This window comes from Acinetobacter sp. 1424608, assembly GCF_000588255.1.
GTDB lineage: Bacteria > Pseudomonadota > Gammaproteobacteria > Pseudomonadales > Moraxellaceae > Acinetobacter > Acinetobacter nosocomialis.
Window position 1 is genome coordinate 17,876 of sequence record NZ_JFXL01000001.1, and the last position, 15,479, is coordinate 33,354.

The window sequence follows — 15,479 nt, forward strand, 5'->3', positions numbered from 1 at the left end:
GTAAGACATTTAAAATGTTCATTAAAAACTAAAGCACAACAAAAATTGAATTTAAGGAAGATATACGAATGAAAATGAAATTGTTCATGACCAGTGTTCTTAGCACAAGTTTACTATTGACGGGATGTGGAGATGGAAGTAGCGATGACAGTCCAGCAACTACTGATCCATCAGGTACTCCAGCCAATAATATTCAAAATCCAGTGGTTAAGGTCGATGCTTATACAAGTACTAACTTAGGAGCGGTTGCTGCTGAAAGTAGTATTTTAACTTATAAAATGTTAGGTCAAAGTGGACAAGAGGTGCAGGCAACAAGTCTAGTATTTACACCAACTACTCCACCACCAGCAGGCGGTTGGCCAATTGTGGTTTGGGCACATGGTACGACAGGGGTTGCAGATGCATGTGCACCGAGTAAATCGGCATTAACAGACAGTACTAAAGATTTAATTAGTAAACTTCTTGCAGCGGGTTATGTGGTGGTTGCACCAGATTATGAGGGATTAGGTACACCAGGTATACATCCATTTTTAAATATTAAAAGTGAAGCTTATTCAATTACCGATGCAGTAGTAGCAACACGCAATTATTTATTACAACGGAATTTATTAACTTCGAAAAAGTGGGTTACTGTAGGACATTCGCAAGGTGGGCATGCTGCATTGGGCGCTGCACAATATGCGAGCCGTGCGCAGCTAGACTATAAAGGTACAGTAGCGGTAGCACCAGCTTCAAATCTAGGATTTATTTTAATTGCAGGTGAACAGGCTGTTGCTAATGCAACTGTGGATAAAAAGATTCCAATGTATGCGCAGCTTGATACATATACTGCTTTAGTGACAGCCGGCATTCGAAATACACAGCCAAGCTTTGATTATTCCCAAGTATTTACTTCACAAACAGCAAGTACTGCACAGCAGGCGGAAACAGTTTGTGCAGGGCCATTGGGGCAAGCCTTTGGTGCAGGTATGACTAAGTATGCTACAGAGCATAATGGAACACTGGATGGATATACGCGTACACAACCTAATTTTATGGCAGTACCTTTAGTTAAAACATTCTTAGATAAAGATTCTCAACCTTTACAGGCAAAAGTCACTACACCGATTATTATTTATCAGGGGCTAGCAGATACAACAGTTCCGAAAGTAGCTACTGATATTTTGATATCTAATGCCACTGTCGTCGGTACAAAGATTAATAGCTATGTAACGGGTAATTGGGACCATGAGGCGGCAATGAGCAGTAATGTAGATAACATTGTTGGAAATGTACAAAACTTGCTGGCAGCTCAATAAGAGTATTTGATATTTAAGGTTTTTTTATTGCTATGAAAAGCTAAATTTAACTTTGGAAAATTATTAATTAAAAGCTTTTTAAGTGTTTATAAATTATTTTAGATTTGATGGCTCATTTTTTATAAAAATTGAGCCATTTTTATTTAAAACTGAGCTAACTTGATTCTGTTTAATTATAAAGTTCATGCTACAATATGCCGCAATCTTAGCACGGCTTAAAAGCCCTAATTTATAGGACCCCCGCTAATGTTTGCCAATATTTCCATTTCTGAATTTGATCCAGAATTAGCTCAAGCAATTGCTTCTGAAGGTGAGCGTCAAGAAGCACATATCGAGTTAATTGCATCTGAAAACTATTGCTCTCCTGCTGTGATGGAAGCGCAAGGATCAAAACTTACGAACAAATACGCAGAAGGTTATCCTGGCAAACGCTATTATGGCGGTTGCGAATATGTAGATGTTATTGAACAAATGGCGATTGACCGTGCTAAAGAACTTTTTGGTGCTGATTACGCAAACGTTCAACCACATGCTGGTTCACAAGCTAACTCTGCTGTGTATTTAGCACTTCTTAACCCAGGCGACACAGTTTTGGGTATGAGCTTGGCTCACGGTGGTCACTTGACTCACGGTGCAAAAGTTAGCTTCTCTGGTAAAACGTATAACGCTGTTCAGTATGGACTAAATGCTGAAACTGGCGAGATCGATTACGAAGAAGTTGAACGTTTAGCGTTAGAACACAAGCCACGTATGATCGTTGCTGGTTTCTCTGCTTATAGCCGTGTTGTAGATTGGCAACGTTTCCGTGACATCGCGGACAAAGTTGGCGCTTACCTTTTTGTTGATATGGCTCACGTTGCTGGTCTTGTTGCTGCTGGTGTATATCCAAACCCAGTTCAAATTGCTGACGTAACGACAACGACAACTCACAAAACACTTCGTGGTCCACGTTCTGGTTTAATCCTTGCGAAAGCGAATGAAGAAATCGAGAAAAAACTTCAATCAGCTGTATTCCCTGGTAACCAAGGTGGTCCATTAATGCATGCGATTGCTGCTAAAGCAATCTGCTTCAAAGAAGCAATGTCTGATGACTTTAAAACTTACCAACAACAAGTTGTGAAAAATGCTCAAGCGATGGCTGAAGTATTCATCGCACGTGGTTATGATGTTGTTTCTGGTGGTACAGACAACCACTTATTCTTGTTATCTTTAATCAAACAAGACGTAACTGGTAAAGATGCAGATGCTTGGTTAGGTGCTGCTCACATTACTGTGAACAAAAACTCAGTACCAAATGACCCACGTTCTCCATTTGTGACTTCTGGTATCCGTATCGGTACTCCGGCAGTAACAACTCGTGGTTTTGGTGAAGCTGAAGTTCGTGAACTTGCTGGTTGGATCGCTGATGTGATTGACAGCAAAGGTGACGAAAAAGTTATTGCTGATGTAAAAGCAAAAGTTGAAGCTGTTTGTGCAAAATTCCCTGTATATGCAAAATAATTTGTGTATATAAAAAAAGCGCCGTAAGGCGCTTTTTTTATTAACTACTCCAACCGCCCCCTAAAGCACGGATTAAATTGATGCTTGCAATGATTTGGCTACCTTTCAGCTGAGCTGCTAATTGTTCTTGTTGCAAAATAGTACGGTCAGAATCAATGACATCAAGATAGCTAATCGCACCTTCTCGATAACGTAAATGAGAAAGTTGATTGGCATGACGAGAAGAGGAGAGTGCTTGGTTTTGAGCTTGAATTTGCTGATCGAGAATTCTTTGATCAGATAAACCATTTTCAACTTCGCGAAATGCGTTTAGTACAGTTTGCCGATAATTCGCAACGCTTTCTTCATAAGCTGCTCGTGCTTGAGCAACGCCTGCTTTACGTTGTCCACCATCAAATAAAGGTAACGACAAAATAGTACCGGCGACAGGTCCTAGTAAAAAAGTCCGACTCGACCATTTACCCAACTCGCTTAAACTTGAAGATTCATAACCTAAAGCTCCTGTAAGACTGAGTTTTGGGAAAAATGCTGCACGAGCAATTCCAATACGTGCATTATCTGCTGCCATTGCACGCTCTGCAGCCGCAATGTCGGGTCTTCTTTCAAGTAAAGTTGATGGCAAACCAGTAGGGAGACGGATACTATTTGCAGTTAAAGGTTGAACTGGCAAGTTAAAGTCCGCTGGTGGTTTTCCTAATAAGACTGCAAGCGCATGTTCTGCACTGGCTCTGTTACGAGCAATATTTAGGGCAGTGGTTTGTGCGGTAGCAAGTTCGGTTTGTGCACGAGAAACATCTAATTCACTGACCAGTCCGTTTTTAAAACGAAGCTGCATTAAATCTCGTGTTTCACCTAGTAATTTGATTGTTCGGTTATAAATTGCTTGCTCGGTATCAATTTGACGTATCAGAAAATAGCCTTGAGCAACATCTGCTTGTAGAGCTAAAAGTGCCGACTGATATAAAGCCTCTTGTTGCTGTAGATCTGCTGTTGCTGCATTGACACTACTTGCTACACGACCAAATAAATCGAGCTCATATGAAACATTGGCTTGAGCGCGCCATAAGGTGTGAGCCGAAGTATGTGCATTGTCATCTAAACCGAGTGAAGCCGGAGACGGCTTTTGGCGGGTTGGCCCAAATCCGGCATCAATACTTGGTAAGCGCTCAGCTTGAGCTGCCGAACGTAGTGCACGTGAAGCCTGAATATTGGCTGCCACCGCTTTAAGGTTCTGATTGCCTGCGATAGCTTGCTGTTCAAGTTCATTCAGTTGAGCATCATTGTAAATGCGCCACCATTCACCACGAGTTTGTTGATCGGCAGGTTGGGCAATCTTCCAGTTATTATCTTCAATTTTTGGATCAGATTCTTTGAATTTGACTGGCACTATAACTTTTGCAGGTTGATATTCTGGGGCTAATGAGCAGCCTGCAAGGAGCAGGCTTCCCATGAGTGAGGACAACAACCAGTTTTGTTTTGATGTAATCACCAAATGCCCTCCTTAATGATCGTGTGGGTTAGCTAACGGCGCTTCATGAACTGCCGCAGAATGTAGTTTATGTTTGCTGTTGAGGGTACGAATCAGAACGTAAAAGGCCGGGGTGAGGAATAAACCAAAGAATGTTACACCGATCATGCCGAAGAATACGGCAACACCCATCGCATGTCGCATTTCAGAACCTGCGCCAGTTGAAGTCACCAGTGGTACGACACCCATAATAAATGCAATAGAGGTCATTAAAATTGGGCGTAAACGTAGACGACTTGCTTCAACGGCTGCTTTAAAGGCAGTCGCACCTTGCATTTCAAGTTCCCGCGCAAATTCGACAATCAAAATGGCATTTTTACAGGCTAGCCCGACCAGTACCATTAGACCAATTTGGGTAAAGATATTGTTATCTCCAGCCGTCAGCCAGACACCTGTCAGAGCCGCTAAGATTCCCATCGGTACAATTAAGATAACTGCTAATGGTAGGGTTAAGCTTTCATACTGAGCAGCTAAAACCAAAAACACCAGTAATACGCTAATTGGGAATACCCAAAGTCCTGCATTACCGGCCAAGATTTTTTGGTAAGTTAAATCTGTCCATTCAAACTTGATACCACGTGGCAGAGTTTGTGCAGCAATACGTTCAACCGCAGCTTCTGCTTGGCTAGATGAATAACCTGGGGCAGGGCCGCCGTTAATATCTGCTGATGTGTAACCGTTATAACGAACGACCATTTCAGGACCATAGGTTTGAGTTACATTAACCAATGAAGATAATGGCACCATTTGGCCGGCACTATTACGGGTTTTAAGCTGCAAAATATCTTCAGGGTTAGCACGGAAAGGCGCATCGGCTTGTGCACGAACCTGATAAACACGTCCAAAGCGGTTAAAGTCGTTAACGTACTGAGAACCTAAATAAATCTGCATAGTGTTGAAAACATCCGTCACAGCAACGCCTTGCTGTTTAGCTTTTACACGGTCCAGATCTACGTTGAGTTGAGGTACGTTAATTTGATAACTTGAGAACATTGGACCAAGCTCAGGGGCTGATTGTGCTGCTTTCATAAAGTTTTGTGCAGCATCATTCAAGGCTGAATAGCCTAAGGCACCTCGGTCTTCAAGTTGCAGTTTAAAGCCACCCATAGTACCTAAGCCCATCACTGGTGGTGGTGGGAAAACCGCGATATAGGCATCTTGAATAGCTGAATATTTCTGGTTGAGTGCACCTGCAATAGCATTTGCAGATAAGTCTTTAGCCTTACGTTCATCAAATGGTTTTAAGGTCACAAAGACAATACCGGCACTCGAGCTATTAGTGAAACCGTTAATTGATAGGCCGGGAAAGGCAACCGCACTTTCCACGCCAGGTTGTTTAAGTGCAGTATCACTCATTTTACGAATGACTGCTTCGGTACGATCTAATGATGCGCCGTTTGGTAGCTGCGCAAAGCTAATTAAATATTGTTTGTCCTGCGCAGGAACGAAACCACCTGGAACAATATAGGAAATACCAACGGTTAAACCTAGAAGTGCTGCATAGACACCCATTGCCGAAGCTTTATGGGAAATAACACGGCTGACACCTTGACTATAACGGTCTGAAGCACGTGAAAACACACGGTTAAACAGTGCAAAGAAACGTCCAAATACACGATTCATAATACGTGTTAAGGCATCAGGTTTAGCATCATGTCCTTTAAGTAACATTGCTGCCAGAGCTGGAGAGAGGGTAAGTGAGTTAAATGCCGAAATGACTGTTGAAATGGCAATGGTCATGGCAAATTGTTTATAGAATTGTCCAGTTAAGCCTGTCATAAAGGCAAGTGGAACGAACACGGCTACAAGTGTTAATGCAATCGCAATAATCGGTCCGCTCACTTCTCGCATGGCACGGTAAGTCGCTTCCCTTGGATTTAAGCCAGCTTCAATATTCCTCTCGACGTTTTCGACGACCACAATCGCGTCATCGACCACAATACCGATAGCAAGTACCATCCCGAACAGTGAAAGCGCATTGATGGAGTAACCAAAAGCGAGCATAAGGGCAAATGTACCAATAATTGAAACCGGTACAGCAAGCAATGGAATAATTGAGGCACGCCATGTTTGTAAGAATAAAATAACGACAACAACAACCAGTGCAATTGCTTCAAGCAAGGTATGAACGACCGCTTTAATACTGGCCCGTACGAATTGAGTCGGGTCATAAACAATGTCGTATTTAATTGAAGATGGGAAATCTTTTGAAAGTTCCTTCATCGTGCTACGTACTTGATCCGAAACTTGTAAAGCATTCGCACCCGGAGCTTGGAAAATTGGAATCGCGACTGCTTGTTTATTATCAAGTAATGAACGTAGGCCGTATTGTGAAGCTGCAAGTTCAACACGAGCAACATCACCCAATCGGGTAACTGCGCCATCTGGTGCAGTTTTTAAAATAATATCTGCAAATTCTTGCTCAGTGGTTAAACGACCTTGAGCATTGACTGAAAGTTGTAAAGGTGAATTACTTGGCGAAGCACCAATTGTACCTGCTGCAACCTGAATGTTTTGTTCACGAATGGCATTCACAATTTCAGTGGCTGTGAGATTTCGCTGTGCTACTTTTTGTGGGTCGAGCCACACGCGCATCGCGTAGTCACCAGAACCAAATAATCCGACTTCACCAACCCCTTGTAAACGCGCTAAACGGTCTTTCACGTTGAGTACCGCATAGTTACGTAAGTAGGTCATGTCATAGCGATTATCTGGGGAGGTCAGATGCACTACCATGGTTAAAGTAGGTGAGCTTTTTAAAGTCGTGACACCTAAGCGCTGTACATCTTCAGGTAAACGGGGCATGGCCTGAGACACACGGTTTTGAACCAGTTGTTGTGCTTTGTCTGGATCGATACCGAGCTTAAAGTTCACCGTAATGGTTAAATTGCCGTCGCTGTTTGCTTGAGATTGCATATACAGCATGTCTTCGACACCGTTGATTGATTCTTCGAGCGGAGAAGCAACTGTTTCAGCGATCACTTTTGGGTTTGCACCCGGATATTGAGCACGTACCACCACAGATGGCGGAACAACCTCGGGATATTCAGAAATCGGTAACTGAAATACCGAAAGGAGACCGGCGAGTAAAATCAAGACTGATAGCACACCAGCAAAGATCGGCCGATCAATAAAAAATTTAGAAATATTCATATGTGATTAACCTTTTGCCGGAGTTGATGTTTTATCTGTTGGCTGAGGTTGAGGAGGAGTAGCGTTAGCAGTGATTTGTGAATTTGGCATAGGCACGAGATGCGGTGTAACAGGGTCACCCGGACGAATTCGCTGTAAACCATTCACTACAATACGGTCACCCGCTTGTAATCCGCTATTTACGATTTGCAAGCCATCTTGTTGTGTGCCGAGTTTTACTTCGCGGTAAGCAGTTTGATTTTTCGCATCAACGACTACAACAAAGCGTTTATCTTGGTCGACACCAACCGCGGTTGGACTAATCAGAATCGCTGGGCGAGGTTGGCCTCCACCTAAACGGATTCGTGCATATAGGCCCGGTAATAAAACACCATTTGGATTGTCAAAAGTTGCGCGAACACGAATCGTACCTGAGGTTGTATTCAGGTTATTGTCGATTGAGTTGATCGTACCTTCACGAGTAAAGCCTGTTTCATTGGCAAGTCCCATATAGACAGGTACTTGCGAAGAATTGCGCTGATTACTGATATATTTCAGGTAAGTTTGTTCATCAACATCGAAAGATGCATATAGGCGTGACACAGAAACTAAACTTGTTAAGACCTGTGCACCGTTACCTGCAGAGACGACATTGCCCACGGTGACTTCAGCTCGTGAAATCCGGCCGCTGACTGGTGCAGTAATACGGGTATATTCCAGATTTAAACGTGCAGATTGGACAGCAGCTCTAGCGGCTTGTAGGTTAGCATTCGCTGAACGTGCATCATTTTCGGCTAAATCCAGTTCTTGGCGAGAAACAGCATTACTCTGAATGAGACGTTGAATACGCGAAAGATTGCTGGCGGTATATGTTACCTGTGCTTCAGCTGAAGCAAGCTGGGCTTTTGCACGATTCAGTTCTGCTTCAAAAGGACGCGGGTCAATGGTAAATAGTAAATCGCCTTTTCTAACAAGACTGCCATCTTTGAAATGTACGGCAATAAGTTTTCCTGAAACTTGAGGCCGAATATCAACTTGATCAATTGCTTCTAAACGACCGGAATATTCTTGCCAATCAGTAATGGTTTTGCTTACTACAGGGGCTACATCAACAGTAGCAGCTTGTTGGGCATTGGTCGGTGCAGCTTTTGCATCGGCATTTTCATGTAAAAACATAAAACTGCCCCCTGTAGCCAAAATGGCGACAAAGATGGCAGACAGTGCAAACTGTTTGCGGGAAAATGACATGAGGTGCTCCTAGTTATTTGGATACCTGTTTTCAGACTTTTAGTTATGGTCCGTATGGGAGAAACAGGGTTTATGGAATGGACGGAGCATAAAAGTTTGTCAATCACGAATAAATATATTAAATTCGATAACACTATTCGTATTTTTATAACAATTGATGTATTTGAATAAAGAAATGCATTAATAGGAGTGTGCGTGTGGATCTATTTCATGCCATGAGAGTGTTCAACAAAGTGGTTGAAACAAATAGTTTCAGTTTAGCAGCTGATAGTTTGGGTTTACCGCGTGCTTCTGTGACCACAACTATTCAGGCTTTAGAGAAGCATTTACAAGTTCGTTTGCTGAATCGGACAACACGAAAAATTAGTCTCACACCGGATGGCGCCGTATATTATGATCGGACAGCCCGTATTTTAGCGGATGTTTCCGATATTGAATCTTCTTTTCATGATGCAGAGCGGGGGCCAAGAGGTCAGCTTCGTATTGATGTGCCTGTATCCATTGGCCGTTTAATTTTAATTCCAAGGCTTCGCGATTTTCATGCACGCTATCCTGATATTGATTTAGTGATTGGTCTAAATGACCGACCTGTAGACTTGGTTGGAGAAGCAGTTGATTGTGCAATTCGGGTGGGTGAATTAAAAGATTCAAGCTTAATTGCGCGTCGTATCGGAACTTTCCAGTGTGCAACCGCTGCTTCACCGATTTATTTAGAAAAATATGGCGAACCTACCTCAATTGAAGATTTGCAAAAAAACCATAAAGCGATTCACTTCTTTTCAAGCCGTACCGGACGCAACTTCGATTGGGATTTTGTCGTTGATGACTTAATTAAAAGTGTATCAGTACGTGGACGTGTTTCGGTAAATGACGGTGATGCTTATATCGACTTGGCTTTGCAAGGTTTTGGTATAATTCAAGGCCCACGTTATATGCTTACTAACCATCTAGAATCGGGTTTGTTAAAAGAAGTATTGCCTCAGTGGACGCCAGCGCCGATGCCAATTTCAGCAGTTTATCTTCAAAATCGTCATTTATCGCTCAAAGTAAAAGTGTTTGTAGATTGGGTCGCTGAACTTTTTGCAGGCTGTCCATTACTTGGCGGTACGGCTTTACCTTTCGACCAGAAATGTGAATTTGCCTGTGATAAAGAAACTGGTCATGAATATACAATTCGTACTTTGGTCGAGCAGCACAATATTGCTGAAGCTTATACACTCAAAACTTAATCTTAAAATTTGATTGATTTTTCAACATTTAAACCGTCAATACAGTTCATTGCTTAGACATCTTCATAAATCCTTAATTTACTGGTATAGAAATTGCAATTATTTCGGCAGAAGAGTAATTTAGAAATTGCTCAAGTTTTTATCACCTTATTAGGATTTTAAGGAGAAGCTTCAAGATGGCAAGCTTTATGAAAAAAATGTTCGTTTCAACAACCTTAGTTTTGGCTGCTGTTGCAACGAATGTTCAAGCAAAGGATTGGAAGGTGATTCGTTTTGGTACTGAGTCGTCTTATGCGCCGTTTGAATATAAAACACCAGATGGCAAGTTAACTGGTTTTGATGTTGATTTGGGTAATGCAATTTGTGCAAAACTCAAAGCCAAATGTGTTTGGGTGGAAAACTCTTTTGACGGGATGATTCCCGCGCTTAAAGCGAAAAAATTTGATGGTATTCTTTCATCAATGACCGTTACTGATGAACGCGCGAAACAAATTTTATTTAGCAGCAAAATCTACAACACGCCAACCCGTATGGTTGCAAAAAAAGGTTCGCCGTTGTTACCAACACCTACTTCATTAAAAGGTAAGCGTGTCGGTGTACAGCAGGGCACTATTCAAGAAACATATGCTAAAACCTATTGGGCTCCAAAAGGTGTGAGTGTTGTTCCTTATCCAACTCAAGATTTGATTTACCAAGACATGATGTCTGGTCGTTTGGATGCAACTTTACAAGATGCAATCATGGTTGATGGCGCTTTCTTAAAACAACCGAAAGGTAAAAACTTCTCTTTTGCTGGCGGCAATGTGGTTGATGTCAAAACATTGGGGGTAGGTGCGGCTATCGGCTTACGTAAAGAAGATGCAGACTTGAAAGCGAATATTGACAAGGCACTCGCTGCAATCATTGCGGATGGCACATACAAGAAACTCGAGAAAAAATACTTCTCTTTTAGCATTTACTAATGATGTGAAAAATGTCGGCTAAGTGCCGACATTTTTAAATCTATTCTCATCTCATCAATATTAGATATTGTTTTTAAGGAGAAGATGAGTCATGTCTTTTTCTGGCTACGGGCCACTCCTTCTCAGCGGAACATGGATGACCATACAGCTTGCGCTGTTATCACTCTTGCTTTCTGTCATTATTGGCTTAATTGGTGCGAGTTCAAAACTCTCTAATATTAAAGCTTTACGTTATATTGCGACCGCCTATACCACACTCATCCGTAGTGTGCCTGACTTAGTGATTATGCTGCTGTTATTTTATAGCTTGCAGTTGGGTTTAAACCAAATTACTGAAGCACTGCAAATGGACCAGATTGATATCAACCCATTTGTGGCTGGGGTGATTACATTAGCGTTCATTTATGGTGCATATTTTACCGAGACCTTTCGTGGTGCATTTCAATCGGTTCCGAGGGGACAAATTGAAGCAGCAATGGCCTATGGGATGACGCCGTGGCAGGTTTTTCACCGTGTATTATTCCCTCAAATGATGCGTTTTGCATTGCCCGGCATTGGTAACAACTGGCAAGTTTTGATTAAGGCGACCGCGCTGGTTTCCATTATTGGCCTGACTGACATTGTAAAAATTACGCAAGATGCAGGTAGAAGTACCATGCAACTGTTCTTTTTCAGCATCGTGGCTGCCGCTATTTATTTGCTAATTACTACCGTATCGAACCTGATCTTAATGTGGCTTGAACGTCATTATTCTGCTGGTGTGAGGAAGGGGCAATTATGATTGAAATCCTTCAACAATATTGGAAAGCATACCTTTGGACTGATGGCCTACAAATGACTGGTGTCGCGATGACTGCTTGGTTATTGGTGCTTTCTATTGGTATTGGGTTTGTGCTTGCTGTGCCTTTGTCACTTGCACGAGTATCAGAAAATAACTGGTTACGTGGTCCAGTTTGGTTGTTTACCTATGTTTTCCGTGGCACACCACTGTACATCCAACTGTTAATTATTTACTCGGGTATTTATAGCTTTGATTATGTCCATGAACATCAAACTCTCGATGCATTCTTTCGAGAGGGCATAAATTGCACCATTTTGGCATTCGCGCTCAATACTGGTGCATATACCACTGAAATCTTCGCTGGAGCGATTCGTTCTATTCCACATGGTGAGATTGAAGCTGCTCAAGCTTTTGGTATGTCAAAATGGAAACTCTACACACGTATTATCATTCCGTCGATGTTACGCCGTGCTTTGCCTTTTTACGGCAATGAAGTCATTTTAATGTTGCATGCCACAACCATTGCATTTACAGCAACAGTTCCCGACATTTTAAAAATTGCGCGTGATGTGAATGCAGCAACCTATGACACTTTCAGTGCTTTTGGCATTGCTGCGGTGTTATATGCAGTGCTGGCTTTTATTTTGATTTGGATATTTCGTAAGTTGGAAAAACGTTGGTTGGCATTTTTAAAGCCATCGAATCATTAGGAGACATAAATGGAACAGGTTGCAAAACTAGTGATTCGTGATTTACACAAAACATTTGGCGATCATGAAGTACTTAAAGGAATATCACTTGATGCAAATGCCGGTGATGTAATTAGTATTATTGGTTCATCTGGTTCAGGTAAAAGTACCTTGCTGCGTTGTATCAACTTTTTAGAACAACCGAGCAATGGCACGATTAAGCTCAATGGTGAAAAACTACGCACAGTCTTTGATAAAAAAGGCAATTTAAAAGTAGTTGACCCAAAGCAGCTACAAAAAATGCGTACCCAGCTCATGATGGTGTTTCAACACTTTAATTTATGGTCTCACATGACAGTGCTAGAAAATGTCATTGAAGGGCCAATCCATGTACTTGGAGTAAAACGTGCTGAAGCAGAAGAGTGTGCACGCAAGTATCTACGTAAAGTTGGATTGCCTGAAAGTGTTGAGAGTAAATATCCGGCATTTTTATCTGGTGGTCAGCAGCAACGTGTAGCAATTGCTCGTGCTTTGGCTATGGAACCGGAAGTGATGTTATTTGATGAACCAACCAGCGCACTTGATCCAGAGTTGGTAGGTGAAGTACTAAAAGTAATGCAAGGCTTGGCTGAAGAAGGTCGTACCATGATTGTGGTCACACATGAAATGGGCTTTGCACGTCATGTGTCTAATCAGGTGATTTTCTTACATCAAGGGAAAATTGAGGAACAGGGACATCCTGATGAAGTACTTAACAACCCGAAAAGTGAACGTTTAAAGCAATTTTTGACGGGTAGTTTAAAATAAGCTGTTGATACCGAGTATGGTGAAACTTTTTTAACATTCTCATCATACTCGGTTGCTTTTTAATTATATTTTATAGATGAGTATTTTTAGAAAATACATTAATAATCACAATACCCGCGATCATTAAAGCTAAACCAATGCAGGCAGCCAAGTCTAAATGTTGTTTGTAAAATATCCAGCCAATTGCGGAAATTAAAATAATACCTGCACCCGACCAAATGGCATATGCGATTCCGATTGGAATTGTTTTTAATGTCAGAGACAGTAAATAAAAAGCAATTGCATAACCCACAACCGTAATAATAGACGGAATTGGAACAGTAAAACCTTGAGATGCTTTTAATGCTGAAGTTGCAATAACTTCACAAGCAATCGCAATTGCTAAATAAAGATAAGACATGGGGAGCTGCGCCAGAAAGGGTTTTAATCAATCTATATGAAATGTTGATATAGTTTGACCAGTTTTAACGATTGTTCAATTTTTTGGTACAAAAGTACCAGTAAACCAAACTGAACTGATAAATTGATTTTATCACTAGCAAAGTGGTCTCAGCTATTTATTCGTTTATTCAATCATTGATCTGCATGGTCATTTAAGAGGATTAGTGATTTTAACTTGATCCTCTAAATGGTTTTAAGAAGAGAATGAGCCGATTAAATTTAGGCCTTTAAATTTCTCTAATAATTGCTCTCTATTTTCAATATGTGTAGGGTCTGGTTCTATACAATCGATTGGGCAAACCGCTTTACAAGTTGGTGCTTCATAAAAGCCTACACACTCGGTACAACGAGATGAATCAATTTCATAAACTTTGCTTCCTTCAAAAATAGCTGTATTGGGGCATTCGGGTAAACACATATCACAATTGATGCAGTCATTGGTAATCAAAAGGGCCATGTTTAACTCACTGAATAAGCCAATGTAGAGGCAGTAATACTTTCTTTCGCATGCGGCAAATTGCGTATGAGTAGGGCATAACTAACATCAACATCTTGTGAAAGTGGAATCTCAACAAAATGTCCCGAACCTTTAGCATCTGTAATTGGATTGCCCTTTAAATCGCGCATTTCGGTTAAGGTAAAGCTGATATTGCCTTGAGGCGTCATGAGTTCAAGTGAGTCGCCAATCACAAAACGGTTTTTCACCTCAATGCGAATATAATCGCCGTGACGTTCTAAAACTTCACCACAAAATTGTTGATAGTCAAAGTGTGATGATCCGTCAGTATAGTTTTGATATTCGCTATGTACATGCCGTCTTAAAAAGCCTTCAGTGTAACCGCGGTTTGCCAAACCTTCGAGTTGGGTCATTAAACTTGGGTCAAAAGGTTTACCTGCTAATGCATCATCAATGGCTTTTCGATAAATTTGAGCAGTGCGAGCACAATAAAAATAGGATTTAGTACGGCCTTCAATTTTCAGTGAGGCAATGCCCATTTTTGTTAAACGATCTACATGTTGTACCGCACGTAAATCTTTAGAGTTCATAAAATAGGTGCCGTGTTCATCTTCTTCGGCAGCAAACATTTCTTCATTATTACGTTGTACGAGTAAAGTTTGGACAGAGGTTGTTTCTGATTGTGCTAATGAGCAGCAAGACTTTTCTGACTCATTGAGCTGAGTAACTGGAATTATATCGCCGTTTGCATCTTCTTGGGCTTCATGCAGTTTATAGTCCCAACGGCAAGCATTGGTACAAGCACCTTGGTTGGCATCACGCTTGTTCATATATCCAGAAAGTAAACAGCGGCCTGAGTAGGCCATGCATAGAGCGCCATGTACAAAAACCTCGAGTTCAATATCTGGCACATGTTGCTGGATTTCTTCTATTTCTTCTAAAGATAATTCACGCGATAAAATCACACGACTTAGGCCGTAGTCTTTCCAAAATTTAACAGTGGCCCAGTTAATAGCGTTGGCTTGAACCGATAGATGAATTTGCATTTCTGGAAAATGCTCACGTACCATCATAATTAAGCCGGGATCAGACATAATCAAAGCATCTGGCTGCATAGCCACAATTGGCTCAAGATCGCGTATAAAGTTTTTTAATTTGCTGTTATGTGGCTGAATATTTACCACAACATAAAACTTCTTACCCAAAGCGTGGGCTTCATCAATTCCGATTTTTAAGTTGTCATGATCAAAAGTATTATTACGTACACGTAAGCTGTAACGAGGTTGGCCTGCGTATACTGCATCTGCACCATAAGCAAATGCATAGCGCATGTTTTTAAGAGAACCTGCGGGAGAGAGAAGTTCGGTTTTCATAAAATAAAAGGCATAAAAAATATATGGTTTTATT

13 protein-coding genes and 1 pseudogene are annotated in these 15,479 nt (G+C 41.4%); 7 read left to right on the forward strand and 7 right to left on the reverse strand.

Annotation, left to right across the window (positions count from 1 at the left end):
* Positions 1–68: 68 nt before the first annotated feature.
* Positions 69–1,298: an alpha/beta hydrolase gene (locus J678_RS04885; RefSeq protein ID WP_004707800.1), complete on the forward strand. Its 1,230-nt coding sequence runs from the start codon at positions 69–71 to the stop codon at positions 1,296–1,298.
* A gap of 108 nt (positions 1,299–1,406) precedes the next feature.
* Here the strand turns inward: J678_RS04885 and J678_RS23795 are convergent.
* A pseudogene (locus J678_RS23795) lies at positions 1,407–1,484 on the reverse strand (hypothetical protein); the annotation flags it as partial.
* Between the two features lie 60 nt (positions 1,485–1,544).
* Here J678_RS23795 and glyA point away from each other — a divergent pair.
* On the forward strand, positions 1,545–2,798 hold the full coding sequence (glyA, locus tag J678_RS04890; protein ID WP_002049224.1) for a serine hydroxymethyltransferase: 1,254 nt from the start codon (positions 1,545–1,547) through the stop codon (positions 2,796–2,798).
* Between the two features lie 40 nt (positions 2,799–2,838).
* Here glyA and adeH read toward each other — a convergent pair whose 3' ends face one another.
* The 3 genes from adeH to adeF are packed head-to-tail and all read right to left on the reverse strand — an operon-like array spanning position 2,839 to position 8,706.
* Positions 2,839–4,287, reverse strand: coding sequence for a multidrug efflux RND transporter outer membrane subunit AdeH (gene adeH / locus J678_RS04895; RefSeq protein WP_017393824.1), 1,449 nt, complete (start codon positions 4,285–4,287; stop codon positions 2,839–2,841).
* Between the two features lie 12 nt (positions 4,288–4,299).
* A complete protein-coding gene (gene adeG / locus J678_RS04900) occupies positions 4,300–7,479 on the reverse strand; it encodes a multidrug efflux RND transporter permease subunit AdeG (RefSeq protein ID WP_017393823.1) in 3,180 nt (1,059 codons plus the stop codon).
* 6 nt (positions 7,480–7,485) lie between these two features.
* Positions 7,486–8,706, reverse strand: a complete 1,221-nt coding sequence (gene adeF, locus J678_RS04905; RefSeq protein ID WP_017393822.1) for a multidrug efflux RND transporter periplasmic adaptor subunit AdeF — start codon at positions 8,704–8,706, stop codon at positions 7,486–7,488.
* A gap of 197 nt (positions 8,707–8,903) precedes the next feature.
* Between adeF and adeL the strand changes: the two genes are divergently transcribed.
* From adeL to J678_RS04930, 5 genes are all read left to right on the forward strand, one after another.
* Positions 8,904–9,935 (forward strand): multidrug efflux transcriptional repressor AdeL, encoded by a 1,032-nt coding sequence (gene adeL / locus J678_RS04910; protein WP_002049092.1) that lies wholly within the window; start codon positions 8,904–8,906, stop codon positions 9,933–9,935.
* A 176-nt stretch (positions 9,936–10,111) separates the two neighbouring features.
* Complete coding sequence (locus J678_RS04915; protein WP_002049251.1) at positions 10,112–10,897, forward strand: ABC transporter substrate-binding protein; 786 nt, start codon at positions 10,112–10,114, stop codon at positions 10,895–10,897.
* Between the two features lie 91 nt (positions 10,898–10,988).
* On the forward strand, positions 10,989–11,678 hold the full coding sequence (locus J678_RS04920) for an ABC transporter permease (RefSeq protein WP_017393821.1): 690 nt from the start codon (positions 10,989–10,991) through the stop codon (positions 11,676–11,678).
* Positions 11,675–12,388: an ABC transporter permease gene (locus tag J678_RS04925; protein WP_002049239.1), complete on the forward strand. Its 714-nt coding sequence runs from the start codon at positions 11,675–11,677 to the stop codon at positions 12,386–12,388. Before J678_RS04920 ends, J678_RS04925 begins: the two co-directional genes overlap by 4 nt.
* Positions 12,389–12,397: 9 nt before the next feature.
* Positions 12,398–13,174: an ABC transporter ATP-binding protein gene (locus J678_RS04930; RefSeq protein ID WP_000438610.1), complete on the forward strand. Its 777-nt coding sequence runs from the start codon at positions 12,398–12,400 to the stop codon at positions 13,172–13,174.
* A gap of 70 nt (positions 13,175–13,244) precedes the next feature.
* On the opposite strand, the gene abeS is transcribed toward J678_RS04930, so the two are convergent.
* From abeS to yegQ, 3 genes are all read right to left on the reverse strand, one after another.
* Positions 13,245–13,574: a multidrug efflux SMR transporter AbeS gene (gene abeS, locus J678_RS04935; RefSeq protein ID WP_004886197.1), complete on the reverse strand. Its 330-nt coding sequence runs from the start codon at positions 13,572–13,574 to the stop codon at positions 13,245–13,247.
* A 234-nt stretch (positions 13,575–13,808) separates the two neighbouring features.
* The gene (locus tag J678_RS04940; RefSeq protein WP_017393820.1) at positions 13,809–14,072 is read right to left on the reverse strand and encodes a YfhL family 4Fe-4S dicluster ferredoxin; all 264 of its coding nucleotides are present in this window, start codon (positions 14,070–14,072) and stop codon (positions 13,809–13,811) included.
* 2 nt (positions 14,073–14,074) lie between these two features.
* Positions 14,075–15,445, reverse strand: a complete 1,371-nt coding sequence (gene yegQ / locus J678_RS04945) for a tRNA 5-hydroxyuridine modification protein YegQ (protein WP_017393819.1) — start codon at positions 15,443–15,445, stop codon at positions 14,075–14,077.
* Positions 15,446–15,479 lie beyond the last annotated feature (34 nt).

Coding starts and splice junctions, on each gene's coding strand:
- J678_RS04940 (WP_017393820.1), bottom strand. CDS start 14,072: ATGGCCCTTTTGATTACCAATGACTGCATCAATTGTGATATGTGTTTA.
- J678_RS04915 (WP_002049251.1), top strand. CDS start 10,112: ATGGCAAGCTTTATGAAAAAAATGTTCGTTTCAACAACCTTAGTTTTG.
- J678_RS04920 (WP_017393821.1), top strand. CDS start 10,989: ATGTCTTTTTCTGGCTACGGGCCACTCCTTCTCAGCGGAACATGGATG.
- J678_RS04925 (WP_002049239.1), top strand. CDS start 11,675: ATGATTGAAATCCTTCAACAATATTGGAAAGCATACCTTTGGACTGAT.
- adeG (WP_017393823.1), bottom strand. CDS start 7,479: ATGAATATTTCTAAATTTTTTATTGATCGGCCGATCTTTGCTGGTGTG.
- glyA (WP_002049224.1), top strand. CDS start 1,545: ATGTTTGCCAATATTTCCATTTCTGAATTTGATCCAGAATTAGCTCAA.
- yegQ (WP_017393819.1), bottom strand. CDS start 15,445: ATGAAAACCGAACTTCTCTCTCCCGCAGGTTCTCTTAAAAACATGCGC.
- J678_RS04885 (WP_004707800.1), top strand. CDS start 69: ATGAAAATGAAATTGTTCATGACCAGTGTTCTTAGCACAAGTTTACTA.
- abeS (WP_004886197.1), bottom strand. CDS start 13,574: ATGTCTTATCTTTATTTAGCAATTGCGATTGCTTGTGAAGTTATTGCA.
- J678_RS04930 (WP_000438610.1), top strand. CDS start 12,398: ATGGAACAGGTTGCAAAACTAGTGATTCGTGATTTACACAAAACATTT.
- adeF (WP_017393822.1), bottom strand. CDS start 8,706: ATGTCATTTTCCCGCAAACAGTTTGCACTGTCTGCCATCTTTGTCGCC.